Source organism: Marinococcus tarijensis (assembly GCF_054971385.1).
Window position 1 is genome coordinate 26,248 of sequence record NZ_JBQOJA010000015.1, and the last position, 25,516, is coordinate 51,763.

At 46.5% G+C, this 25,516-nt stretch carries 26 protein-coding genes; 16 read left to right on the forward strand and 10 right to left on the reverse strand.

Going from position 1 to position 25,516, the window contains the following annotated elements; translation table 11 throughout:
• Positions 1-164: 164 nt before the first annotated feature.
• The 4 genes from ACTTK7_RS09950 to ACTTK7_RS09965 all read right to left on the reverse strand — a co-directional run bounded on the left by ACTTK7_RS09950 (position 165) and on the right by ACTTK7_RS09965 (position 4,198).
• Entirely contained in the window at positions 165-1,001 is an 837-nt protein-coding gene (locus ACTTK7_RS09950) for an STAS domain-containing protein (RefSeq protein WP_462867835.1), read from the reverse strand.
• Between the two features lie 77 nt (positions 1,002-1,078).
• A complete protein-coding gene (locus ACTTK7_RS09955; protein ID WP_462867837.1) occupies positions 1,079-1,927 on the reverse strand; it encodes a DegV family protein in 849 nt (282 codons plus the stop codon).
• A 160-nt stretch (positions 1,928-2,087) separates the two neighbouring features.
• Positions 2,088-3,026, reverse strand: a complete 939-nt coding sequence (cyoE, locus tag ACTTK7_RS09960; protein WP_462867839.1) for a heme o synthase — start codon at positions 3,024-3,026, stop codon at positions 2,088-2,090.
• 296 nt (positions 3,027-3,322) lie between these two features.
• The gene (locus ACTTK7_RS09965; RefSeq protein WP_462867841.1) at positions 3,323-4,198 is read right to left on the reverse strand and encodes a Cof-type HAD-IIB family hydrolase; all 876 of its coding nucleotides are present in this window, start codon (positions 4,196-4,198) and stop codon (positions 3,323-3,325) included.
• Positions 4,199-4,436: 238 nt separating this feature from the next.
• On the opposite strand from ACTTK7_RS09965, the gene nirB (ACTTK7_RS09970) reads away from it, so the two are divergent.
• Positions 4,437-6,797, forward strand: coding sequence for a nitrite reductase large subunit NirB (gene nirB, locus ACTTK7_RS09970; RefSeq protein ID WP_462867843.1), 2,361 nt, complete (start codon positions 4,437-4,439; stop codon positions 6,795-6,797).
• On the forward strand, positions 6,790-8,943 hold the full coding sequence (nasC, locus tag ACTTK7_RS09975; protein WP_462867845.1) for an assimilatory nitrate reductase catalytic subunit NasC: 2,154 nt from the start codon (positions 6,790-6,792) through the stop codon (positions 8,941-8,943). Before nirB (ACTTK7_RS09970) ends, nasC begins: the two co-directional genes overlap by 8 nt.
• Before the next feature lie 226 nt (positions 8,944-9,169).
• On the opposite strand, the gene ACTTK7_RS09980 is transcribed toward nasC, so the two are convergent.
• The 4 genes from ACTTK7_RS09980 to cobA form a co-directional block, all read right to left on the reverse strand.
• Complete coding sequence (locus tag ACTTK7_RS09980) at positions 9,170-10,711, reverse strand: MFS transporter (protein ID WP_462867847.1); 1,542 nt, start codon at positions 10,709-10,711, stop codon at positions 9,170-9,172.
• Between the two features lie 110 nt (positions 10,712-10,821).
• Entirely contained in the window at positions 10,822-11,148 is a 327-nt protein-coding gene (gene nirD, locus ACTTK7_RS09985; protein ID WP_462867848.1) for a nitrite reductase small subunit NirD, read from the reverse strand.
• An 18-nt stretch (positions 11,149-11,166) separates the two neighbouring features.
• Entirely contained in the window at positions 11,167-13,596 is a 2,430-nt protein-coding gene (gene nirB / locus ACTTK7_RS09990; RefSeq protein ID WP_462867849.1) for a nitrite reductase large subunit NirB, read from the reverse strand.
• A 49-nt stretch (positions 13,597-13,645) separates the two neighbouring features.
• Positions 13,646-14,821 carry a uroporphyrinogen-III C-methyltransferase gene (gene cobA, locus ACTTK7_RS09995; RefSeq protein ID WP_462867850.1) on the reverse strand — a complete coding sequence of 392 codons (1,176 nt, stop codon included), beginning with the start codon at positions 14,819-14,821 and terminating at the stop codon, positions 13,646-13,648.
• 628 nt (positions 14,822-15,449) lie between these two features.
• Between cobA and ACTTK7_RS10000 the strand changes: the two genes are divergently transcribed.
• The 14 genes from ACTTK7_RS10000 to ACTTK7_RS10065 all read left to right on the forward strand — a co-directional run bounded on the left by ACTTK7_RS10000 (position 15,450) and on the right by ACTTK7_RS10065 (position 23,389).
• Complete coding sequence (locus tag ACTTK7_RS10000) at positions 15,450-16,442, forward strand: hypothetical protein (protein WP_462867852.1); 993 nt, start codon at positions 15,450-15,452, stop codon at positions 16,440-16,442.
• 25 nt (positions 16,443-16,467) lie between these two features.
• Positions 16,468-17,442, forward strand: coding sequence for a hypothetical protein (locus tag ACTTK7_RS10005; protein ID WP_462867854.1), 975 nt, complete (start codon positions 16,468-16,470; stop codon positions 17,440-17,442).
• A 13-nt stretch (positions 17,443-17,455) separates the two neighbouring features.
• Positions 17,456-17,725: a gas vesicle structural protein GvpA gene (gvpA, locus tag ACTTK7_RS10010; protein ID WP_022794406.1), complete on the forward strand. Its 270-nt coding sequence runs from the start codon at positions 17,456-17,458 to the stop codon at positions 17,723-17,725.
• Positions 17,726-17,800: 75 nt separating this feature from the next.
• Positions 17,801-18,067: a gas vesicle protein GvpO gene (gvpO, locus tag ACTTK7_RS10015; protein WP_462867855.1), complete on the forward strand. Its 267-nt coding sequence runs from the start codon at positions 17,801-17,803 to the stop codon at positions 18,065-18,067.
• A gap of 6 nt (positions 18,068-18,073) precedes the next feature.
• Positions 18,074-18,691, forward strand: coding sequence for a gas vesicle protein GvpO (gene gvpO, locus ACTTK7_RS10020; RefSeq protein ID WP_462867857.1), 618 nt, complete (start codon positions 18,074-18,076; stop codon positions 18,689-18,691).
• 5 nt (positions 18,692-18,696) lie between these two features.
• Positions 18,697-19,770: a gas vesicle protein GvpN gene (gvpN, locus tag ACTTK7_RS10025; protein WP_462867858.1), complete on the forward strand. Its 1,074-nt coding sequence runs from the start codon at positions 18,697-18,699 to the stop codon at positions 19,768-19,770.
• Between the two features lie 13 nt (positions 19,771-19,783).
• Positions 19,784-20,533, forward strand: coding sequence for a GvpL/GvpF family gas vesicle protein (locus ACTTK7_RS10030; RefSeq protein WP_462867859.1), 750 nt, complete (start codon positions 19,784-19,786; stop codon positions 20,531-20,533).
• Positions 20,530-20,787, forward strand: a complete 258-nt coding sequence (locus ACTTK7_RS10035; RefSeq protein ID WP_462867860.1) for a gas vesicle protein GvpG — start codon at positions 20,530-20,532, stop codon at positions 20,785-20,787. Before ACTTK7_RS10030 ends, ACTTK7_RS10035 begins: the two co-directional genes overlap by 4 nt.
• A gap of 15 nt (positions 20,788-20,802) precedes the next feature.
• Positions 20,803-21,663, forward strand: coding sequence for a GvpL/GvpF family gas vesicle protein (locus ACTTK7_RS10040; protein ID WP_462867862.1), 861 nt, complete (start codon positions 20,803-20,805; stop codon positions 21,661-21,663).
• Positions 21,644-21,877, forward strand: coding sequence for a gas vesicle protein (locus tag ACTTK7_RS10045; protein ID WP_079475236.1), 234 nt, complete (start codon positions 21,644-21,646; stop codon positions 21,875-21,877). The genes ACTTK7_RS10040 and ACTTK7_RS10045 overlap by 20 nt, the downstream gene beginning before the upstream one ends.
• Positions 21,878-21,893: 16 nt before the next feature.
• Positions 21,894-22,199 (forward strand): gas vesicle protein K, encoded by a 306-nt coding sequence (locus ACTTK7_RS10050; RefSeq protein WP_079475237.1) that lies wholly within the window; start codon positions 21,894-21,896, stop codon positions 22,197-22,199.
• Positions 22,200-22,272: 73 nt separating this feature from the next.
• The gene (locus ACTTK7_RS10055; protein ID WP_462867923.1) at positions 22,273-22,599 is read left to right on the forward strand and encodes a gas vesicle protein; all 327 of its coding nucleotides are present in this window, start codon (positions 22,273-22,275) and stop codon (positions 22,597-22,599) included.
• Positions 22,600-22,610: 11 nt separating this feature from the next.
• Positions 22,611-22,838 carry a hypothetical protein gene (locus ACTTK7_RS10060; RefSeq protein ID WP_091613997.1) on the forward strand — a complete coding sequence of 76 codons (228 nt, stop codon included), beginning with the start codon at positions 22,611-22,613 and terminating at the stop codon, positions 22,836-22,838.
• Between the two features lie 95 nt (positions 22,839-22,933).
• Positions 22,934-23,389, forward strand: a complete 456-nt coding sequence (locus tag ACTTK7_RS10065; protein WP_462867864.1) for a YkvA family protein — start codon at positions 22,934-22,936, stop codon at positions 23,387-23,389.
• Between the two features lie 51 nt (positions 23,390-23,440).
• Here the strand turns inward: ACTTK7_RS10065 and ACTTK7_RS10070 are convergent, their stop codons facing one another.
• Positions 23,441-23,989, reverse strand: a complete 549-nt coding sequence (locus ACTTK7_RS10070) for a shikimate kinase (protein WP_462867865.1) — start codon at positions 23,987-23,989, stop codon at positions 23,441-23,443.
• 90 nt (positions 23,990-24,079) lie between these two features.
• A complete protein-coding gene (locus ACTTK7_RS10075) occupies positions 24,080-25,210 on the reverse strand; it encodes a hypothetical protein (RefSeq protein WP_462867866.1) in 1,131 nt (376 codons plus the stop codon).
• Positions 25,211-25,516 lie beyond the last annotated feature (306 nt).

Here is a 25,516-nt window from a genome sequence, read left to right on the forward strand (position 1 = left end):
ATAGACGTCAGGGAGAAAAAATGACAAATGTCATATACGGGCTGAATGAAGAGGCAGGAAATGAAATATGTATAAAATCGGTCATCGCATATATAGTTTTGCCTTGCTTAAATAATTGGCAGAGCAAAGCCTCTGAACATTTTAGAAGCTCAGAGGCTTGTGTTTTATAAAGCGTAGTTTGTCCGCAGTGCATGGGTCAGCTCGGAAACGATATCAATGTCTTTAAAGCTGATGCCAAGCTGGACAGCCGTCTGGGCCATCTCCGGGCGCATGCCGCACAGTGTAGTTTCCACCCCGACCAGCTTTAAGGCGGTGGCAAGCTGCATGATGCGCTGGGCAACGAATGTGGTGATGTCACGAACACCGGAAAGGTCAATATACAGACGTGTTAATTCGCTCTCGGTGCATTGCTTTAACGTATGCTCCACAATAACCTGTCCCCGTTGTTCATCGATATGGCCAATAAGCGGAAGGAGGCCGGTTTTCTTTTGAATCAAAATGATTGGGGAGGAAAGCTCCAGGATCATTGCCTCTTTCAGCTGCATCTGTTCGTTCATATGATAAATGGCTTCCTTCGTGAACGCCCGCCCGGCGTAATCGAAAGCCTGGAGTGCTTTGCGCTGCCAGTCGAGCACGTGATCGATGGGAATTGATTCCTCATATTGATGAACAAACAGGCGGATCTGTTCTAAAATGGCGTTGCGGTAATAGGTGAACTCTTCCTGAATGGTCAGCATTGGCTGCCACATTTCTTTATTTTCTTCCACGATGTCACTGATTTTTTCTTCAAAATGCTCGTAAAACTGGGTTTCTTCCTCCCGAAATACATGAATAAGCTCCTGGGCAAACACTTTTTTCATTTCTTCGAGCTTTTGACCTGTATAATCGTCGGAAGAGTGATCGGGAAAAGAATCGGCAGACCATGTGCCGCGCATCGTATCTATATGTTCAATCAAATAATCGTATAAGGAGCCGTCAGCTTTTTCCTGATTAAATTGCACGGTCGTTTTCCTCCAAAATGAGAGTATGGTGCGGATTGGTCTAATTATAGATCCTGGAAGGAAAAGTCACAAGCTTTTTATCCGTATTCATACCACATGATCCCCATTGTCTCAGCCCCGCCGTGAACACCGATCACCGGGCTGAGAGGGCAAAGGTGAATCGTGAGGCCGGGGGAGAGGTCCTGCAGCTCTGTTTTCCATGTCTCTGCTTTTTCCTTCGTTGTCGTATAAATAATACTCATGTCCTCGACCTGATAGGAGGCTATGGCTTCTTTAGCAATTTGCAGCAGCCGGCTTTCCGCCCGCTTCCAGGTACGGATTTTCTCAAAAGGAACAATCTGGCCGCTATCAAAGGTAAGAAGAGGATGAATCTTCAAAAGTGTGCCAAGAATCAGCTTCCCGCGGGAGATTCTCCCGCCTTTATGTGCCTGTTCGAGGCTTCCGAGCAGCAGGTAGCCTCTGGCATGTCCTGCCATTTGTGTTAACCGCTGCTGTATTTCCTCCGGCGCCAACCCTTCGTCTGCTAATTGCGAGCCTCTCGTCAGCAGCGGGCGGATGCTGCCGGCGCCCATCCTCGAATCCACAGTGAAGAGCGGAAATGCGGTCATATCTGCCGCAAGCTGGGCTGTCTGAAGAGTACCGCTTAAATGACTGCTGATATGTATGGCAATTCCTGCATCATAAGAATCCTTCAGCTGTTCAAACAGTTCAGAAAAACTGCCGACAGATGGCTGGCTGGTCGTAGGGAAAACTTCTTCATGCGGCAGCCGCTCATAAAATTCATCCGTCGTAATTTCAATATTTTCTTTATAGCTTTCATTTTCAAACACAACAGATAAGGGAACAATATGAATATTATATTTTGCGGCCGTTTCTGCATCGATAGAACTGGTACTGTCTGTGATCCAGGCTATGCGCTGTGTCATCATCCACCTCTTTTTTTATGTTAATTTGACAACGTTTTCACCGGTATTGAATATATTATCACATTTCTGGGAGGGAATTCGAATGAAACCCTGCAGGATCCACATAAAAACTATGATAAAGAAAAACATGTCCGGGTCCGTGCTGGGACCAGAACATGTTTTAGTTAAAAAACAGCGCAATGAGAGAATATCCAATTACGACGGTGAACAGAATCGTCATATGGTTCAGCGAAAAAATAAACATAGTAGTTGCCCATTTTTTGCTGTCCATCCGCTGGTAGCATATGAAGCTTGCTGCAAGCCAGGCTGCGCTTAAGACGAAGGATACGCCAACAATAAAGCTGCTGACAGGAAGGAAAAGAAAGCTCGAGAGGGTTAACAGAACAAGGTATACGTTTGTCTGGATATAGGTCCGCCGGTTTCCTTTGATAACAGGAAGCATTGGGATATTTGCTGCTTTGTATTCGTCATGTCTGCGTATAGCGATGGCATAGAAGTGCGGCATCTGCCATAAAACCATAATAACGAAAAGGCCGAGAGCTGCCGGATGGAAAAAGTCATTGGAAATAGCTGCCCAGCCGATAAGCGGGGGCACTGCTCCGGAAATACTTCCAATCTCTGTATTGTAGATCGTGCGCCTCTTGCTCCACATTGTATATGGAACAACGTAAAAGAATAAGCCTGTGAATCCGAAGAAGGCTGCGAGCGGTGAAGCTGCATATAAGAAGCCTAAGCCTGCAAGTGTCATAACAATTCCCAGTATAAGTGCATTTTTCAGCTGCATCCGGCCAGTTGCCGTAGGGCGGTTCTTCGTCCGGTCCATGATCTTATCAATGTCGCGGTCGTATAAGTTGTTAAACGTGCCGGCAGCGCCGATAACAAGACCTGAGCCAAGCGTGGCAAGGACTATCGCTCCGATTTTTTCGGAAAAAGCGATGTTGTGAATATATAAAGCAAGGGTAATCCCTGCAAACATAACGATTAAATTGGATTTGATAATCCCGGTTTTAATCGTTTCCGCCAGTACTTTACGAAGTGCCTGTTTCGGGGCAGCGAGGGATCCTTGTTGAACCGTGCGTTCGATATTTTCCGATTTCATTTTATTCCCCCCAACCGTGTTCATCCGATACTAATGTATCACATATGTCGTGAAATTTAGAGATATTGATAAAAAAGTTCGCTATCTTGTCAATTGTTTGTGAACGATTCATGACAAATCATTATATATATGTACTGCGTACCTTTAGCAAACAAAATTATACTCTCACATTAACTGCTTGTTGGCAAGTGTTACTTCCCTTCTGTTCCGGGCAAAGGACTCCATGAAAATGCTGTTGTGTGCGCTTATTCCGGACTGACCGTACAAAAGCCGTCCGGCGGGGGACGGCATGAGTATCAGCTGCTTTTTGTTTTTAATTCATGGAGCATCTCATGCACAGCGTGGGCGACGCCGTGTTCAGTATTCGTTTTTGTAGAAAAACCGGACGCCTTTTTAACCTCCGGGACGGCATTTCCCATGGCAACGCTCCGGCCGGCCATTTGGAGCATATTTAAATCGTTAAAGTTATCCCCGAGAGCCATAACGTCTTCAAGGGAGATTCCGCGCCCAAGCGCGAACTCCTGAAGGGCAAAGCCTTTTTGGGCACGTACGTGATTTAATTCAAGGTTACCCATGCCCGAAGAAGTAAGAGCGAGCTCGTTATCATCCCGGAGCTCGTGTTTCATCTGTTCGAGCACGGAAGCCTCTGAAGAAAAGGCGAGCATTTTATACACATCGAGCTCCTCGTCATCGATTACTGAAAAGAAATCGTCTGCGAACTGGAAATTTTCATCCTGAAGCCGGCGCTCAGCATACTGTTTTGCTGCAGCTGTCGTCAGCTCGGGGTGCGCGGTCTGCAGCATTCCCACAACGACACTCATATATGCTTCCCTTGAAGGGGCGAAAATTCCCTGGCTGGTAAACAGTTCAATATAAGAACCGGCAGCGTGATGCACGGTTAAAATTCGTTCGCAGGAGCTTTCTGTAATTGGAGCAGAACGCTGTATTTCTTTTCGGTTTTTGTAGGTGACTGCCCCGTTCATGCTGATGATTGGGTAGGAAAGACCGGCGGACGCCAATGGTCTGTGTGCTGCTTCGTAGGTTCTCCCTGTGGCGATCACAATATCAATGCCATGTGCCGAAGCAGCCTGAAGGGCTTCGGCGTTTTCTTTGCTGATTTCTCCGTTCTGATCCAGCAATGTTCCGTCCATATCCGTTGCAATTAGTTTCATTTCTTCTCCTCCGATATGCTCCAGGTCTGTTGATCCGTCTTCATTATTACCTTCTATTATCGAACAATTTATCTAAGTCATCAACTTTTTTGTTTTCAGCATGAAATCTGGAACCATAAAAACATCGACAGCTTATCTTACAAGGTGATTGAAGAATTCGTAAGGTTTCTACAAACTAATAGTAGCTTATGAAAATTTCGGAAAACATATTTCGCTCTGCGGGAGGGCGGTTTCTAACATGAAAAAACAGCATGTAGTCATTATAGGAGGAGGGCTTGCTTCGATCCGTTTAATGGAGCAGCTGCGTGAGCGGGCGGCCCGGGTGCATATTTCTATTTTCAGTAAAGAAAAAACGCTCCCATACAATCGGATCCAGCTTTCATCCTATTTAAATGGAGAAATAACAGAGGGCGACTTAACGACCTATACAGATAAATGGTTCCGCCGGAATAATATATCCTTTCATCCTGGAGAACCGGTTCGGCATGTGTTGAAAGAAGAAAAAAAAATCGTTACGGCTGGCGGAGAACACTCATACGATCATTTAGTCTTCGCTACAGGATCATCGCCGCTCATCCCCCCGGTGGAAGGAGTGGAAAAAGAGGGAGTATTTCCTTTTCGCACGCTTGAAGACTGCCGCAGGCTTGTAGAAGCAGCTGAGCGTAAACGCCGTATTCTAGTCATTGGCGGAGGTCTGCTCGGGCTTGAAGCGGCTAATGGATTGAGCCGCTTCGATGCAGAAGTGACTGTCATACAGCGGGCGGATAACATTATGGACCGCCAGCTTGATCGTCAGTCTGCAGCCATGCTGCAGGGAAAACTGGAAAGGCGCGGAGTGAAATTTTTGCTGAGTAAAGACGTTACTTCTATTTTGGGCCTACGGAAGGTATCAGGAATTGCTTTTGGGGACGGGACACATATCGAAGCAGATATGGTGGTATTTGCAATCGGTATTCGGCCGCAGCTGAAGCTTGCAGAGGCATCCGGTATTGAAACGAACCGCGGGATAATTGTGAACGATCAAATGGAGACGAGTGACAAGCACATATACGCAATTGGCGAATGTATAGAACATGATGGCCGGACATATGGTCTGGTACAGCCGGTGAACGAACAGGCGGAGGTGCTGGCCAGGTGTTTAAGCGGCGAGCATAAAGCCTACTATAAAGGGTCAAGTACTTCGGCAAAGCTGAAAATATCCGGGGTGGAGTTGTTTTCTGTCGGCTCTCTGATAGAGGATGAATCCACAAAATCATGGGTGCTTCATGATGAGGAGAATGAGCTTTATAAAAAAATTGTTTTTCGCCATAGAACGGTCCAGGGAGCTGTGCTTTACGGCAATACGACCAACAGCGATCTGTTAAAGAGCCTGGTAATGACGGACAAACCAATCAACGCTTCGGAGAAAAAACAGCTGCTGTCAGCAAGTAGCGAGCCGGCCGGCTTTCTACTGGAAATGCCGGGATCTGACACAGTGTGTGCCTGTAATAATGTAAATAAAAATACCATTATCCAGGCTGTTCAGGAGAAAGAACTTACCACGCTGGATGAAGTGAAAACCTGTACGGGAGCTTCCACCTCCTGCGGGGGCTGCAGCAGCATGGCAGAGGGATTGCTGAAGCTTGCCTGTGAAGGGAAGGTAGAAGCAGAAAACAAGGCAGAGGCGCTGTGCGGGTGCACGGGGCTGGACCATCCTACGTTGATTAACCGGCTGATGGAAGTAAAACCGTCGACGCCGGAACAAGCGATGGAGTCGTTAAACTGGAAAACGCCCGAAGGCTGTGAAATGTGCCGGCCTGCCATTGCGTACTATCTATATATGATTCAAATGAAGCAGGGGGAGCTTTCAAGCAATGAAACGCTGCCGTTCACATATTCGCCGTACATTTCCCTGGAGACGGATGGCACCTATACTCTGCAGCCGATCATGAAAGCAGGAATTATACCTCCTGATCTGATCAAAAATTTAAATGCCGTTATCGAAAAATACCAGTTGAGCTATTTTCACATTACAGCGGGTGGACGTATACAGCTTCCTTATGTAGAAGACGAAGATGTGGTGGAGGTATGTGACAGCCTGGATATTCCTCTACTTAACTTTCCAGGTTTTCAAATGACGGCCGTACAGAGTGTATTCAAAGACCGGATCCGGGAGCGTCACAATCCCGGAATGGTACCGTACGCTCTGGAGCTCGAGGAACCTGTGGAAGCTGTTCCTTTTCCCGATACGCTCCGTTTTGTCATGCTGGAGGGCTTTTCAATTCTTGAAGGAAATCACGTTGACGCCGGCCTGCTTAAAATGGAAGACAAGTGGGAGTTTCATATTCATTTTGAGGGAAAGTCCGTGTTGCTGTTTTCAGCTCCCACCTTTATGGAGATAAAAGAGTACATTTGGGCGCTTCTTCAATATTACCGGGAAACAGCGTTTTTTAAGGAATCATTTGCCGGATGGTGCGGGCGTATGACCATCATTCATATACGGGAAGGGTTGTTTGCTCCGGAAACAAGAGAGCAGCTGCTCCACCAGTTAAGTGTCTGTTTGAAGAAGCCGCTGCCGTATCATTTTTCGATTCCAGAAGGGAGTACAGTTCATGAATGATTTCGGATCCAATTACGGACAAACGATAGAGCCGGCGGTGCTCGAAGAAAACCGGCATCAGGCTCAGTGCCCTTTCTGCAGTATGCAGTGTAAAAAGGAAGTAGTAGAGCAGATCACTACAAAAGGCATTAAATATAAAACGGTTGGTGTGGATAACCCCACCACGCACGGCCGGCTGTGTGTCAAGGGTCACTCCGCCTACCAGCACGTGATTCATGAAGGCCGGATTACGATGCCGATGAAAAAAGTGAACGGCCGGTTTAAGTCCATTGAATGGGATGAAGCGCTGGACATTATTGGACAGAGGACAAAGGAAATCCAGGAGAACTCCGGTAACAATGCTTTATCGGTATACGGCGGAGGCTCGCTTACGAATGAAGAATCCTATCTGCTCGGCAAATTTGCCCGTGTTGGGCTGCAGACAAAATACATTGATTACAACGGCCGGTTCTGTATGTCTTCTGCTGCCTCGGCGGCAACAAAGACGTTCGGGGTCGACCGCGGTTTTACCAACGGCATTGAGGAAATTCCAAACGCAAAATGCATTATACTCGCCGGTACTAATATTGCAGAATGTCAGCCGACCATTATGCCGTATTTTGAACAGGCGAAGCAGAACGGAGCCTTTATTATTGTGATCGATCCGAGGGTGACCGAAACAGCTAAAATGGCAGACCTGCATCTGCAGCTGAAGCCCGGGGAGGACTGGTCTTTGACGACCGCGCTTTTAAAAGTGATTTTTGATAAAAACCTGCAGAATAAAGAATTTCTGCAGAAACGCACAGAAGGTGCTGAAGAGCTTGAAGCTTACGTGCGCCAGTACAGCGTAGAGGAGCTTGCAAAACGGGCCGATGTGCCCCGCGGTGATATTGAGCAGGCGGCCACGATCTTCGCTGAAGCCGATACGGGCATGGTATTTACTGCGCGGGGAGTGGAGCAGCAGATTGACGGGCACCAGGCTGTCCGCCATTTTATTAATTTAGCGCTGATCTGCGGCCACATCGGTAAGCCAGGTGCAGGATACGGAGCGATTACGGGTCAGGCAAACGGTCAGGGAGGCCGGGAACACGGCCAAAAATCCGACCAGCTTCCCGGGTACCGCTCGATTGAAGATCCAAAAGCCAGGGAGCATATGGCTGCGGTTTGGAATGTGAAGGAGAAGGATTTGCCCGGAAAAGGTGTCTCCGCCTACGAAATGATGCAGAAAACGCAGAAAGGCGAAATTAAAGGGATGTTTTTAGTAGGGTCCAATCCTATCGCTTCCAACCCGAACGCCTCTATTGTGAAGCAGGGGCTGGAGGCGCTTGATTTTTTAGTGGTCGTCGATTTATTTATTTCAGAAACGGCCGAATACGCCGATCTGGTTCTCCCGTCGACCGCTTATATTGAAGATGAAGGAACGCTTACGAATATGGAAGGACGGGTGACCTGGAGGCAGGGAGACCGTCCGGCACCCGGCCAGGCTAAGCACGACTGGGAGATTTTATCGCTGATTGCTTCGCGTCTTGGCAAAGAAAAATGGTTCAGCTACCGCTCGGCAGAAGAAGTTTTCGAAGAACTGCGATTTGCTTCAAAGGGAGGGCCGGCTGATTATTACGGCATTACGTATGAACGGATTAAAAGGGAAAACGGCGTTTTCTGGCCGTGCCCTTCTCCGGAAGAAACAGGAAAGCAGCGTCTTTTTGATGACTCTTTTGTACACGATAGCGGTAGAGCCCGCTGCTTTACTCCGGAAAACGGTAAAGAAATTATTAAAGAACGACTGTCGGAGGCGCGACCGCTGTATTTAACGACTGGCAGAGTTATGTCGCATTACCTGACCGGGGTTCAGACAGGAAAAAGCGCCAAATTAAATGCCCGTTATTTTGAATCATTCGTCGAAATTCATCCAGAGACAGCAGAAAAGTACGGAATTAAGGAAAACGACCTTGTTACCCTGGAATCTCTGCAGGGCTCTATTGTGGTTAGAAATCAATGGTCGGAAAACATCCGTAAGGATACCATCTTCGTGCCTTTTCACTGGGCAGGCAAACAGAATGTGAACCGGCTGATTGCCGGTACGCTGGATCCAGTGTGCCAGATGCCGGGGTTTAAGCTGGCGGCAGTCTCGATGAAGCCGGCAGAAGCCCAAAAACAAAAAGCATAATAGATACAACGAACGCTGCCGGGATCGGCAGTGTTCTTTTTTGTGCCGGGAGAGTGTCTATTGAATAAATAAAAAACCAGCCCCCGTACCGGTTATGAACGGCACGGGGGCTGGTCGGGGGTTGTGGCTGACATGGCAGGCAGTGGCCTCTGCAGCCCGCGGAGCGTTTATCCCTATAGAGAAACGCTCCGCGAGCCGGCCTGGTAAACCAGGACCGGGCCCTCACTCAGCGGTCTTTATCAGAAACCTGGCTGGCGTAGGAAACGGCTTCCTTCGAGCGGAGGGCTGCTCCTTTTGCTTTTTCTTTAAGCAGCTGATCCTCCTTCGAGAGGTAGTAGTCGTCAGCAAAGGAATGTTCCGGTTCTTCGAGTGTGAAATAGCATATGATAAAGCTTACGAAAGCCCCTCCGGCCAGAATGAAGAAAAACTGGCTCGGGGTGACGAACGTATAAAGCGTTAAATATACACTTGCGCCGATGCTTCCATACGCTCCGGTCATACCGGCCACCTGCCCGGTAACCCGTTTTTTCACCATTGGCACCATTGCGAAGGTGGCACCTTCGCCTCCCTGCACAAATAGCGAAGTAAGGACTGTCATGAGAACAGCCAGAATAACCGGCCAGCCGGAATTGATCATGCCCATGCCGCACATGCCGATCACGATGCCGAACATATAAACGAGCATCACCTTGCGCCGGCTTCCAAGACGGTCGGATAGGACGCCGCCGAGCGGGCGGGCAAGCAGGTTCACGAAGGCAAATGAAGCTGCAATAAGACCGGCTGTGGACGGTGTAAGGGAGAAGGTGAGCTGAAAGAACATAGGGAGCATCGATACAATTGCGAGCTCTGCGCCGAAATTGGCGAAATAAGTACTGTTTAGCGCTCCAACGTTTTTGAAGTTGTATTGATCGTCTTTTGCTATGCCTTGTTTAATAATAGGAACGTTTACTTTGACGATCATATAGATCTGGTAAATCAATACGACACCTACAGCTATGAAAATGCCGTATACAATAGATGTGGAAATAAAGCCCATATCGAAGACTCTCCAGGCACTAAGAGCTACGGCACCGCCGACAGGTATAGTCCAAAACATCAGTTGAGCCATGTCTTTCCATGAGCTCACTTCCATGGCACCGGAACGCTTCGGTTTAATAAGTGTGTGGCCTTCCGGTGTGTCGCGCACATTTAAGTAGAAAACAATACCATAAATAAAGCAGACAACCCCGGTGAAAGCGACCGCATATCTCCAGCTGTCATCGCCTCCGATAAGGGTAATGGCGAGCCACGGAAGTATAATAGCCCCCGCTGCTGAACCAAAATTGCCCCATCCGCCGTAAATCCCTTCAGCAAAGCCCACGTGCTTGGGCGGGAACCATTCTGCGATCATGCGGATACCGACGACAAAGCTTGCGCCAATACTCCCGAGTACGAGCCGGCTAATGGAAAGCTGCGCCCAGGTGCTGCCGAAGGCAAAGATAAATGTAGGCACTGCCATAATAATCAACAGTGTAGAAAAGACGACCCGCGGACCGAAGCGGTCGAGGAGTGAGCCGATAATGATCCGGGCCGGAATAGTCAGGGCTACGTTCATAATCCCGAGGGCGGCGATATGTTCAGTTGTGAGCCATCCAAGGTCAGCCATCATAGTGGTCGCAAGCGGAGCCATGTTGTACCAGGCGAAAAATGAGATGAAGAACGCAAACCAACAGAAGTGAAGAATTTTAATGCGTTCATCCTGAAAGCGGAAAAGGTCTTTAATAGTCAAAAGGAGAACCTCCTAAGGTTGGGTAATTATTTTTGGTTTATTCAAAAAATTGATAGCTTACGCACGCATACTTATTTCTCAGGAAGTTCACCGGTATGGCCAAAGAAGTTTTATTTTAAAAGCAGATAAACCATGTTGTTTTCAATTCTTGTATCATAGGAGGCGGTACAGCCTTCATCCGCACCCTGGGCCTGGCCGTCGTTCAAGCTGATTTTCCAGTCGTGAAGCGGGCAGAATACATGCTCGCCGCTTACAATCCCCTGGGAAAGGGGCCCTCCTTTGTGAGGGCATTTATTTTCCAGGGCAAAAATGGTGTGGTCCTTGGTTTTAAAGATGGCTATTGAAGTTTCCTCAATGATCACTTCCTTAGGAATATCGACTGTAATTTCATCAACAGTTGCCACTGCTACTTCTTTTTGTTTATCTACGCTATTCATCACTATTCCTCCCTCATATTAAACGAGCTCCACTTTACGCTGTTCAAACAGCTCCTGCTTTTTCTTTTCGTTATACGTAAGTTCCTTCCACGGGTCTTCACCTTTATGCTCGAGAGACACTTCCATGCGCTCAATTAAGTTTGCCCGCTCCTCTTCATCCTCGAGAATGACTGCTTTTACATGATCAAGGCCCACGCGTTCGATCCAGTGAGAGGTACGCTCAAGGTAGTGGGCGGATTCCCGGTAATATTGGAGAAAAGCGCTGATAGAATCCAACAGCTCGTCATCACTGTTCATTTTGCCGAGCAGTTCGCCGCCTCTAAGGTCAACCCCGCCATTTCCTCCGACATACATTTCCCAGTGGCCTTCAAGGCCGACAATGCCGATGTCTTTAATGCCGGACTCCGCGCAGTTTCTTGGGCAGGCAGAGACGGCCATTTTCACCTTGTGGGGAGTGTTGAGCCGTTCATATTTTTTTTCGATGCTCATGCCCATCCCAATGGAATCCTGGGTGCCGAAACGACAGAAGTCTTCACCGACGCATGTTTTTACAGTACGTATGCTTTTCCCGTAAGCATGGCCGGAAGGCATGTCGAGTTCACCCCATATGGACGGGAGGTCTTCTTTTTTCACGCCGAGCATGTCAATACGCTGGCCGCCTGTCATCTTAAGCAGCGGCACTTCATACTTTTCTGCGACATCGGCAATTTTCCGGAGCTGCTCTGAATTAGTGACGCCCCCGTACATTCTTGGGACAACGGAATAGGTGCCGTCGTTTTGAATATTGGCGTGCACACGTTCATTGATAAAACGGGAGGCGTAGTCGTCTTCATACTCTTTTGGTTTCGAGACGCTCAGGTAGTAGTTCAGGGCCGGACGGCACTTGGAGCAGCCTTCAGGCTCCTTCCATCCGAGCACATTCATCACTTCGCGGGTATGGGTGAGCTGCTTAGTCTTTATTTCTTCAGTGACCTGCTCGTGAGAGAGATCGGTACAACCGCACAGCGGCTCCACTTCGGAACCGGAAGCCTCGTCGCCGAGCGTGGCATTCAGCAGGTCGGAAACGAGCGGTTTACAGCCGCCGCAGGAGCGTGAAGCGTTCGTATGCTGTTTGATCTCGTTGACGGAAGTCAGTCCTTTGTCATTAATGGCAGAAACGATATCGCCTTTACAGACCCCGTTGCACCCGCAGACCGTTTCTTCGTCCGCCATGTCTACGACTGGACTCTCCATTGGCGCATTGCTTTCGGAAGGGAGGATAAGCCCTTTGCCCACGTCGGAGATGTCTTCTTTTTTATTAATCAGGTTCAAAAGCTTCGGCGAATCAGAGGTATCTCCGAATAAAACAGCTCCGACCACCCTGTTATCACGGATATTCACTTTTTTATAAACGCCATCAAAGTCGTCATGGACAAGCACAGATTTTAAATCTTCCGCTTCTCCAAATTCACCTGCCGAAAAGACATCCACACCTGAAACCTTTAATTTGGTTGATGTAAGAGAGCCCCGGTAGCCGGTCCCGGTTGGTTCCTTGGAGACGAGCCGCTCAGCCAGAATTTTTCCCTGTTCATACAATGGAGCTACCAGGCCGTAGGCAATGCCGTTATGCTCTGCACATTCACCAACGGCGTATACATCGGGAGCGCTCGTTTCAAGATAATCATTCACAACAATCGCGCGGTTTGTATCCAGACTGGAGTTCTCTGCAAGGCTAATATTTGGACGGATGCCAACAGCAATGACAATGAGATCGGCGTAAAGTGATTCCCCGTCTTTAAAATGAAGTCCCTGAACGCGTTTGCGTCCGAAAATCTGTTCTGTCTGTTTTTCCATGTGGAACCGCATGCCCTGGTCTTCGAGCTCGCGCTTCAGCATTTTGGAGGCGTTAGGATCGAGCTGGCGCTCCATTAACTGATCCTGAATATGGATTACTTCTGTTTCCATGTTTAGATTCAGCAGGCCCCGGGCGGCCTCAAGACCGAGCAGTCCGCCTCCGATAACAGCTGCCTTTTCGTATTTTTTAGAGGCTTCAATCATCGTTTCGGTATCCTTTATGTCGCGGAAGGAAATGACCCCTTCTTTGTCAGAGCCGGGTATGGGAGGCATAAAAGGGTTGGAGCCGGTTGCGACGATCAGATGGTCGTACGCACATACAATCCCGCCGGCACTTTTCACCTGTTTATTTTTCGTATCAATACGTGTGACTTCATCGCCTGTATACAGCGTAATATTATGTTCTTCATACCAGCTATAATCATTTAAAACGATATCCTTTAATTCACTGTCGCCCTGAAGAACAGAGGACAGCAGGATGCGGTTGTAGTTTGGGTGCGGTTCCTTGCCAAAAACCGTAATTTCAAAACGGTCGGGCTCCTGCTTTAAAATTTCTTCAATGGTATGCATACCGGCCATGCCGTTGCCGATTAAAACGAGACGTTCTTTATTCATGGATGAATCCTCCTCAGATAATTTAAATAATTCTGATATTTTAACCGGTTTAAATGCCGGCCGGCGTTTTCACAGGAAACGAAGTAAGGCTGTTTAACTGGTCCGTCATGTGTTCAGGCGACAGTGAAGGATCTATATAAAAAACATCTGCTTCATCTGAAGGGAAGGCCTCCTTATCAAAAATAATGTACACAGGAGAAATGGTTGTATGCTGTGTATTTATCATCCGGTCAATGCCTGACTTCAGCCGCTGACAGGAGGCATAATCGGGGACGAAAATGGTATCGATAAGCTTTTCTTCAAGCAGCCGCGAAAGAGCATGTTCTGTATTTGATGAAAGGTCTCCGGCATCAATTGGCTGATTCGTATGGCAAATGGAGGTCTGCTCGTCCTGCAGATAATCTGTAAAATTCTGAAGTTCGGGGCGTCCGGCGGTAAAGGCTGCAATACTCCGTCCGGTTTTTCTGTCCGGGTCGAACCACTGCGTTCTAGTGTGCATTCCGGTAACAGCTCCTACTACAATAATTGCCGGATTTGCTATCTGTTCTCTGTGAACGGCTTCTTTAAGTCCGGCGAGCGAAGCGGCGGTTGACTGCTGTCTGCCGTAGGTTCCCCACTGGACAATAAGCACCGATTCTTCGGGTGAGCGGCCGTGCCGGACCAGCTGGTCTGCAATCCAGCCGGCGTGTTTGACGCCCATATAAAAAACGATCGTATCAGAGCCTGCAGCAAGGCCGCCCCATTGAATGTCAGGCATTCCGTCCTGCTGTTTGCCGTGGCCGGTCACCACGGTATAAGAGCGGGAATGCTCCCGGTGGGTCAAAGGAACACCGGCGTAAGCTGGAGCGGCGCTCCCGGAAGTGACTCCCGGGATAATTTCAAAGCGGATCTGATGCTTTTGAAGCTCCTCGGCCTCTTCTCCGACTCTTCCAAAAACTCCCGGATCCCCTCCTTTTAAGCGGACGACCCGGCTGCCGCGCCTGGCGTGGCCCCGTAGCTCATAGTGAATGTCCTGCTGCCGGAGCGTATGCCGGCACGGCTGCTTGCCGCAGTATATAAATTTCGCATCAGGAGAAGCCTGCAGCAGGAGCCCGGGATGAGCCAGGCGGTCATAAATGACCACATCGGCCTGTTGTAATTTGCGCAGCCCCTTAGCGGTGATTAATTCAGGGTCACCCGGTCCGGCACCTACAAATGAAACGATTCCAGTATGATTGCTGCCCATGCTGCACCTCTTTCCTTTTAATATGTACCTGCAGTAGTTATTTTTTGATTACGAGTTTTATTCTAGGCAAAGCTAAAAGGGAATTCAGCATAAGTGAAAGAAAACTTAACGTACTTTTTCCTTTTTTCGTACTTTTGAACTTTTTTATACGTACAATGACGAAAATTCCATAAATATAAGTGCGAAAAACACACTATTCTTGTGAGTAAATCTAACAGTAGCTTTCCTGAGCCCCGGAGAATAAAGAAAAATGTAGATGCTCATTAAAAATATGAATCAGAAATATAGGTATTTAGAACTTTTTTTAAAGATAAATTCATTAAAAAGTTTAGACGCGTGAAGTAAAAGGTAATTCCAACTAAAGAAGTTATTCAATTCAGATGAGAAAGCGAGTGTTTGTCATGATTCGTACAATTTTAATGGTTATTGGAGCTATTGTTGTGATTGGAGCAATTCTCTCCTTAATTTAAGAAGAAGTTGCTCAAATGATTACATTAAAGACCCTCTCCAGCACAGCGAATTCATGACTGTTTATTTCCAGCTATTCATTGGAAAAGCATGAAGCCTTTGGTTGGATGAGGGTTTTTGCGTATAAATTAAATTTTCACGTTAAGAAAGGTGAGATACAGTGACCGACGCTAAAGATAAAGTTACGTACGGATTGATGGCCGCTGGCAGCCTTATTGGCGGAGCGCTTCCTCTAATCACTAAAGGGACGAAAAATAAACTTCAATCCTCAGAAGAATCTTCCGGGGACGAAAATACTGAGGAGCCGGCTGAGAATCAGGAAGAAGAAAAAAAGGCTCCCCGGCTCAAGCAGACAGCAAAAAAACCCGCGAATAAAGCAAAGCAGGCGAAGGATAACGTAAAAGAATCGGGCAGACAACTTCAGGGCACCGTGGAAAATAAGAAGAAAAGTGCTGAAGATACCGCAAAAAATGCGGGCGAACAGGCGAAAGAAGCCGTTTCAGGGAAAGCTAAAGGAGCCAAGCAGGCGGCTGACGCAAGTAAAGTTATTTATAAAGGAAATAAAAAGGTAAAAGAAACGAAAGGCAAGATAAATGGAGTTAAAAATACTGTCGGCGAAAAAGTAGAAAAAACAGGCATGAAAATACAGGATCAAAAAAACGCCCAAAGCAATGCCAATGAACAAGAAGCAGAGCAGCCAAGGCAGGAAGCGGGCAGCGCTCCGAAAAAGGCAAAAAAGGTTTCTAAAAAAGCCGCGCACCGGCTGACGGATGCGACAGGCCTTGAACAGAGCGCGGCTTCAGCAGAGCCGGGTGCAGAAAACGCGGAAGAGTCAACGCTGACGCAGGAACTTGAGCGCCGCCCGGAAGAAATGAACGAAGCTGAAGTAAATACTTACCAGTCCAGCAGTCAAAGTGGAAGTGAAATGAACCACAGTCTGACTGACGTAATGGATACCGTGAATGATTTCTTTAAAAACTATGTAGCCGACCCACAGCGGATTACTTCTACGGAAAAACAGGATGGTCACTGGCTGGTAGAGATCGAAGCGTTGAATAAAGAAGGCAGAAAGTCGAAAAAAGAAACGTATCAGGTGCAGGTAGATGATCATTTAGAGGTGACCTCCTATAAACGGGTAGATGGAAATAAATAATGCTTCGGTTTGAGGAGACCAAATTATGGCAAAAAAGATTTTATTAACTGAAGGCGGAAAATATGTCGATGGCTCAAAGCCAAAGGTAAGAAAGACGTTCTCCGTTCCGGACGAAGCCTGGAAGAAAACGCATTTTTCTTCTTATTCCAAAGCAGAATCATCCGGTGATAAATCACCCAGAAAGCAATCAACTGATGAAGAAGAAAGCTCCCAGGATGAAGAGTCATTTTTGGATAAGGTGAAAAACAGTGGTCAAAAAGCCGCTAAATGGGCTTCTTTCAAAAAAGCAAGGGAAGCCCTCGATGAACAAACAGAAGACACGTTCATTGAGCCTATTAAAGACACCGCAGAAGAAATTTCTGACTTGAACCCTGTGGAAACAACGAAAAACATGATTCAGGGAAATGCTAAAGAAGAGCTGGTAAAAAAAGCTACAAAAGGGGTGAAAAATAACCCTCAGGCTGCCAACGCCGTAGCTGCAGCTTACATGGGCAAGAAGTTTTTCAATACCCTGGAGAGCGCCCGTCTGGCAAAGGAACATGCGCAGGAAAAAGTAGAGGAAACAAAGAAGGCACTGGAAGGAAAGGGGGAAGAAGCCCAGGAAAAATTGCAGCAAGCTGTAGAGCAGGCTAAAGAAAAAGGCCAGGAAGCCCAGGAAAAACTGGGCGAAGCTACAGGACAGCTGCAGGACAACGTTCAGGGCGGCTCCAATAAGTCCGGGAAAGGGGGCGGTAAAATCCTTCGTTCGCTGCCTGAAAAAGGGTTGAGCGATCTAAAGGGAATGGAAGACATCAAGGGACCGTCGAACATCAAGACTTACAGCGAGTCCAGGTTAAGAAGCTATGACGAGGTCAAGGGCGTTGATGATATTAAAGGGATAAGCGAGTTGAAAGGCTTATCTGACATCAAGAGCTACAAGGAATCGAAGCTGAAAAGCTACGATGACATCAAAGGCATCAGTGCCATTAAAGGAACAGAAAATATTAAGCATTATGATTAAGGAGTGAAAGATTATGGCAACAATTGAAAAAAGTACAGATTCTTCCAGCTTGGCAGAGGTTATTGACCGTATACTGGACAAAGGTATCGTTATCGATCTTTACGCCCGTATTTCCGTGGTAGGAATTGAACTGATTACAATTGAAGCACGTATCGTTATTGCAAGTGTTGACACTTGGCTCCGTTACGCTGAAGCAGTCGGACTGCTCCGCGACGATGTCCAGGGCGAAATCGATGAAGATGCAGACTCTAATGAGCGTGCCGGGCAGTTAAACTTTGCTTAAATTTCTCTAATCCCGTCATGCGTATGACTGCATGGCGGGATATATTTCTATTGGAAGAAGAAAGTGGGGACCACTATGAAGGAAGTAATGAAATCACTGAACGATTTTTTTGAAGAAAACGTAAAACCTCCGTTTCGAATTACTTCGGTTTCCGAAGAAGAGTACGGCTGGTTTGCAGAAGTGGAAGTTATCGAAGAAGATGAGTATATGCAGAAGTACGGACATGACCAGCTTCTGGGCGTCTATGAAGTGAAGCTGAACAACAATCAGCAGGTAGGATCGTTTGAGCGTGTGAATCTAAGACCGAGAAGTGTCCACGTTGAAACGGCAGAAAGGAGATAGGTATCGATGGCGGCCAAACAATCAACGACAAAATCAAAAGAAACTACCGAAGAGAACCAGGGCCAGGAACTGAAAACCAGCAAAAGCGGCTCGTATAAACCTTTCTCTTCTGAAGAAGAAGGAGAAGAGCAGCCGAAAGAGCAGATTAAAGGCCCGGCGAAATCAGGTTCTTCGAGTGAAGCTTCAGAGAAATCATCCGTACAGAACGATAAAACGGACGATAAAGGAGAAAGTGACGAAGTGAATAATACCACGACCGCCAGCAAAAAAAATACAGCCAAAACCAAACAGACAAAAAAAGAAGCTGATGAAGAAACAGCTCAACAGGAAGACTCAGACGAGGCATCATTTGCCCCTATTAAAAGTGATATGTTTGAAACCATCCGTTCGTTTTTCGAAGAAACGATGAACTCACCTGTCCGTATTACGGCTATTATGGATGCGGGAGACGGCTGGAACATTGAAGTAGAATTAGTAGAAGAAAAAGAGTATACGCAAAAATACGGAAGAGACCAGTTGATTGGGATTTATGAAGCCACGATGAACAAGGATCAAAAAATAACTTCCTATCAAAGGATGAACACTCGTCCGAGAAGTACTCCTTTTGAGAAAAAAGAGAGGTAAAAAATATGGCTACTACTAACGAAAGAAAGCAGCAGACTCAGAAAAAGTCATCCAGCACATCGGGGAGCTCCAGAACAAATCAGCAAAAAGGGAGCGCTCAGAGCAGAGGGCAGTCAAAAAAGATCAATGCTCCTGCCACAGCGAATTCGAAGCAAACGACCTCTGAAGAACAACAACAGTCAAAGCAGCAAAAGATCCGTACGATTGATCAAATCGTAGAAACTGAAGAAATGCAGTCGATTTTAGAGCGTTCTGAAAAGTATTTAACCTCTGGATATCCTGTACACTTTACAGGTGCAGCCGGAGTAGGTAAAACCACCCTTTCGTTTCAGCTTGCACGCCGGTTTAACCAGCCTGTCACACTGTTAAACGGGAATGAAAGCCTCTCGAATACGGATCTTCTCGGCGGAAGAATCGGTTATACCAGTGACAAATTAATCGATAATTACGTCCGGAAGGTGTATAAACGCGAAGATCATATTACAGAACGATGGAGTACCGGCCGTCTGCTCGAAGCTGTAAAAAATGGCCATACGCTTATTTATAATGAATTTACCCGTTCGCTGCCATCTACAAATAATTTGTTTCTTTCCGTTCTTGAAGAAGGCATACTGCCGCTTTACGGCACGCAGCGAAACGAAAGCTTCATTACCGTCCACCCGAATTTTAAAGCAATTTTTACAAGCAATCCGGAAGAATATGCCGGTGTGCATAAATCCCAGGATGCTCTCCTTGATAGAATGATTACAATTCCGGTGGAGGATCCGAATAAGGAAGCCCAGGTTTCTATCCTGACAGAAAGAGCTTCCATCAGTGAAAAAGAAGCTGAAACCATTATTAAAGCACTGGATTGGGCGAAATCCACGAGCAGGGAAAACGATACGCATGTACCAAGCTTCCGTCTCGCTGTTATGACCGCGATGTTAAGCTCGGAGCATGATGTTACAATAGATGTTAAAAACGACGATTTTCAACAGCTGTTTTTTGATGTGATGGGACATTATTTCCTGGAAAATATTCAGGGTGAAGATGTCAGCGAAGCACAGAAAAGAATGAAGGAAGCGTTGAAAAAGGTCTAGGAGGCAAGTAACCGTGGGAATTTATATGTTTGGAGTTATTGAAACTACTGAAAAGCCAACCTTCGGCAGCGTGGAACTCGAGGGCAGAGAGCGAAACATTTATACCCTCCAGCGCGGGCAGGAGGCGATGGTGGTAGCGGAGGCTCCGATGCAGATTTATGATCCAACAAGGAAAAACCTGCGGGCTCATCAAGATACAGTGGCCAGAGTAATGGAAGAATACGATGTCATTCCGATGAGTTTTGGAAACGTTCTTGAGGACCAAAAGGAAGTCTTTGCTTTAATGGAAAAGCTGCAGGGTCAATTTGAAGAAATTTTTCCGAAAATCCGCGGCAAAATGGAGGTTGGGCTTAAAATCATCGGAAAGAAAGAATGGCTGAATGAACAAATCCGTCAGGAGCCGGGAATGGAAGACCTGCGCAAAAAAACGGATACGAAAGGCAAAAACGCCAGCTATTATGAGCGTATGCAGCTCGGAGAATCAGCGCAAAAATTCATGATCAGGCTGCACGAGCGCTTTGAGGAAGAGGTTTTTCAGCCGCTCGCAGAGATTGCCAATGCAGCTAAAAGTAACGAAGTAATCAATGAGCGGATGCTGTTGAATGCCGCTTTTTTAATAGATAAGGAAAACGAAGAAGCTTTTGATGCAAAAGTAAACGAGATTTTTAATGAATGGAATGAATACGCTGATTTCAAGTATACGGGCCCGTGGCCGGCATACAACTTTATTGACCTAAAAATAAAGGCAGGGAACAGCGTATGATTCATAAATTATTTACCTGGCCGCTCGATACGGTCGTCTGGGCTGGTAAAAAAGTAAAGGAAGAGGCGGATAAGGAATATTTTGACGTCCGCCAGATTCAAAAGAAACTGGCCAATCTGCAGATCATGTACGAAATGGAAGAAATTTCTGAGGATGCCTTCACAGAGCAGGAGGAAGAGCTGCTGCAGCGGTATCGCAGAGCGAAGCAGATTGAACAGGCAGAATTACGGGAAGAGTTAGAGGAAAAGGATTAAAGGAGTGAACCGGCAGTGCAGACAAACTCGGGCGCACCGGCTCTTTTGTATTTGTATGCCTTGATTCCCACCAGCGAATATGAGGAAGCTCCTATGGAGCCGATGGAAGGTATGGAGCCGGACAATAATATCAGCTTTATTGAACATGGCAGTATCACTGCAGTAGTTACTCATGTCCCGGAAGAAGAATTTTCCCAGGAACAGCTGCAGAAGAATGTAGAAAAAATGGAATGGCTGCAGGCTAAAGCCTTTCACCATCATGAAACGATGAACCAGCTGCATGATCGCTATACCACGATCCCGTTAAAATTCGGCACGATTTTCGAACAGGAAGCAAATCTTGCGGAAATGATTGAAAAGTACCAGGAGAGCGTAACGGCTCAGCTTTCTTATTTGAAAGGCAAGGAAGAATGGAACGTCAAAACTTACGCTGATCAGCAATTGTTCACTGAAGCCGTCGTGCAGAACAGCGAAGAAATTCAGGCGAAGGAAGCAGAGCTTGAAGCGATGCCGGCTGGCCGGCGCTTTTTTGAGAAAAAGAAAATGGACCAGTTTATTGAAGCGCAGGCAGACGAGCAGATTGAGAAGCACTGCCAATCGTTTCATGATGAGTTAACTGCCTGGAGCGAAGGTACAGAGATAAAAAAGAATTGGGAAAAGCGTGTCACAGACCGGGAAAAAGAAATGGCTTGGAACGCCGTATACCTGATTCACTCGAAAGACCGGGAGGCGTTTATTCAATTAATTGAACAGCGCCAGGCAAAAGAAGAAGCAGAAGAAACCGGAATGGATTTAGAGTGTACAGGCCCGTGGCCGGCATTTCATTTTTCAGGCCTGACAGACAGGAGGGAGCAAAATGCCCCAGGACACTCTTAAAAACCGGGAAGTTTCCCTGCTCGACGTCTTGGACTCCGTTCTTGATAAAGGGGTCGTACTCCAGGGCGATTTAACGATATCCATTGCAGGGATTGATCTTGTTTATTTGGATTTACGCGTGCTGATCGCTTCTGTCGAAACCCTGCGACAGTCGGAATTGAAGACGCAGAAAGAATTTGTTTCTAATTCTTCAGAACCTTCCCAAGTCGAATAAAGGAGGCCGAAAACAGATGGAAAATAATAATCCGCAAGTAACAGAAGCCCAGCAGCCAACCGGGCGCATATCACTGGATCCCGATAAAGCAGAAGAAGGGCTCACACAGCTGGTGATGACGGTGGTGGAGCTGCTGCGTGAGCTGGTGGAACGCCAGGCGATGCGCAGAGTTGAAGGCGGAGATCTGACAGAGGAACAAGTCGAGCAGCTTGGTGTAGCGCTCATGCAGCTGGAAGATAAGATGGAAGAAATGAAGGAAATCTTTGGCCTTACGACAGAAGATTTGAATATTGATCTTGGACCTTTAGGAAACCTACTCTAAGCTTCAAAATAGGCTTGAAAGAAGGGAATATTTTATGGCTGAAAAACCTGTACAACGCTCAGCACCCGATCACATGGAGAGACCGTCAGGCGGTCTTGTTGACATCCTGGAAACAGTGCTGGATAAAGGTGTCGTCATTGCCGGGGACATTAAAGTAAATATCGCTGATGTAGAACTGCTGACCATTAAAATCCGTCTGGTCGTCGCTTCGGTAGATAAAGCAAAAGAAATGGGCATCGACTGGTGGGAAACCGATCCGCATTATTCTTCCAATGCAAAACGACTGGAAGAAGAAAACCAGCGTCTGCTTGAACGGGTGGAACAGCTGGAAGATAAGCAACAGACTGAAAGCGAAGAACAGCAGGCGACAGCACAGAATAAAAACAAAGCCGAAAAGTGAGGTGAACGCACGTGATTTTCCGTGACCTGTCTAAAGACATCGGCCAGCTGGTACGGGACCTGCAGAATCAGGACAAGTCGCAGGTTCAGCGTACAGAAGAGCGCACGTTTGGAAAAGGCGAAAACGCACCGAAGCTTCGGATGGAATATAACATGAAAGCAAGAACACTTCCGTCGAAGGAAGAAATGGAAGAATACCGAAAAGAAATCAAGCAGCGGGACAGGGATCGTCTGGAATAACAGATCCTGTCCTGCGTGAAAGCTTTTCCGGGGGCATCTGTTTTTCTCCGGAGAAGCGGTACATAGCTGTATTAATTAATAAAGGAGCTGGGCACATGGCAAAAGATAAAAAGCGGCGGAGCTTTTTAAAGAAGAAAAACATTGATGAATCAACGTTGAAGGACCGATTAAAGCGCCTGAATCCGCGGGCGAAAAAATATGCGAAGGATCCAAAAGAAACGGAAAAACTGCTGCGGCAGGCAAGAGAAAAAGCGGATGAAAACCAGAGCCCGCTGAAAAACGTGTGGCAGGAGCTGCAGCTGATGCTTGAAATGCTTCGTGCCTGGTGGAAAAAAGAGTACCAGCATGCGCCCTACAAATCGATTGTAGCCATCATTGCAGGACTGATCTATTTCGTTTCTCCCATCGATTTGATTCCGGACTTTCTTCCGGGTGGCCTGATTGATGACGCCGCGGTTATTTCGTTTGTGTTCAAGCAGGTCCAAAAGGACCTCGATGATTTTAAAGAATGGAAGCTGCAGCGTGACAATACGATTGATGCAGATGAATAGTAATCAAAAAAGCTCCGCCCGGCAGTTTGAGCCTGGTTGGAGCTTTGCTTTTTATTCGTATAATTTCCAGGCTGTTTTTAGTGAATTAGTAATATAATCCGCTATTTCTTCTGGAGAATCTTTATCGATGGTAACTTTGGAATGGTGGCTGGCGTAAGCCGTCTGCCTGTTGTAAAACAACTCTTCAATATCTTCGAGCGAACGCCCCTGAAGAACAGGGCGGTCTGCCATAAGCAGATGAATTCGTTCCTTCCAGGCGTCCCATGGCATGTCCAGGTAAAAAACGGTGCAGTTGTCTAAGCATACGTTCCGGATCTCCTCCTGCATGAAAGCTCCCCCACCGAGAGAAATAACCTTAAGGCTTTGGTTGGCGTACTTTTTCACAAGCTCTTTCTCTTTCTGCCTGAACGCGGGCTCCCCGATCAGTTTAAATACCTCTGGTACAGGCAATTGAAATTCTTTTTCGATTTGTTCATCGATATCAATGAAGGATCTGTATAGGTTCTGAGCGACCAGTCTGCCAATGGTAGTTTTGCCGACTCCCATAAAGCCTATAAATACTATGCTTTTTTCACGTAAAGATTTTTCTTTTATTGTCATATGTCTGCACTCTTTCGTTAATAAAATGAGGTAGTCAGCGAAATGTACCGTGATTATAATACAGTTTTCGGCAAAAGTAAAAAACCGGTGCTACATAACGAGCTGCAAAATATATGCGAAGCTCATCGTAAACAGCATATATCCAATGACAAATGGCAGATTCCACAGACCGAGCCGGTACGGATTGATACTCAGATGATAACCTACGATTGAAACAGATATATTAAACGGGCTGAACATGACAGGGCTCAGGCTGCAGACAATTAAAACAAGGGCCAGTGGTATTGACTGAAGATCTGCAAGCGAAGGTGCAATGATTTCTGCAAGCAGGATAACAGAAACCAGCGGGTGAAAGCCGATAAAGCTGGAAACAAGAAAGTAAGCGCCAATCAGCAGGTAAAAAATAAAAATCTGCTGATGCATGGTAGTGAACAGCTGCTGGAGGACGTCAAATAACGAAGTTTCTGCAAGCATTTGGACGAATAAACCGGCGCTTAGAAACATGAAAAAGAAGTTAGCCATACCTTTAGTTCTTGTTTTCCATTGATTAAAAGCAAATAATGCATATCTGCGCAGGCGTTTAATAAATGCTGCCCATAAAAAGGATACAGGGGCAATAAACAAAACGAGAGTGAATAAGTAATCGAAGCCCGACCACTGGTTGACAAAGCTTACACAGATTACAAGCAGCAATAAGAGAGCTATTAACTGTTTGATCTTTCTGCTTGCAGCATCTGAATGGTTAGTTTGGGTGTCTGCAGGCTGTAGACGCAGTTTCGGATACTTGAAGGAGGCAGTCAGAATATCAAATAAAACGACTATAATAACGATCGCAATCATAAATGGAAAAATATAAATGTAGTTCTGGCCGGTTACATTTAAAGCTGTAATGACCATAATTTCAAGCGGACTCCAGGTGAGACACAAAGCATAAGCCCGGAGCAAATTCTGCGTATAAAACTTCGCCTTTATTTTTCGTGGAATCGAAGTGAAGGTCCGGTCCAGGGTGCGCATAAGCACGGCAAACGTAGCAATGTTTAAAAACAAGCCGAGCACGTGGCACACAAAAAAGCTTCTTCTGTACAACTGGGTGACAGTGTCCGCCCCCTGTTCCATAAATTTTCGAAGTCCGTAGTCGTACTTGCCCACCCGGATGAGGGAATTGAGAAAGGGAAGCATAAAAAAGAACGAGAGAATACCAAGCATTGTCTGAAATGACATAAAGTAATCATGCCAGGAGGTGTTGGTCTGGAAAAATAAAAATGTTCCGATCGTGTAGAAGGCAACACCTGAATAAAAGAACAGCCCTTTTGCAAAAAATAGGGAAATAAATATAACAATATTTGCAAGAACACCGATAAATAAAGGAAAATATGGTAATTGTAAAAATTGTGAAAGTACGTAGGAGAGGATTAATAAAGAATATATGTATAAACGCAACTGCTGTTCCCCCAATTTCCGGTTGATGGCATGCAAGAGTATGATAGCATATTAGTTACATACAGAGAGTCCATCTGTACATTTAAC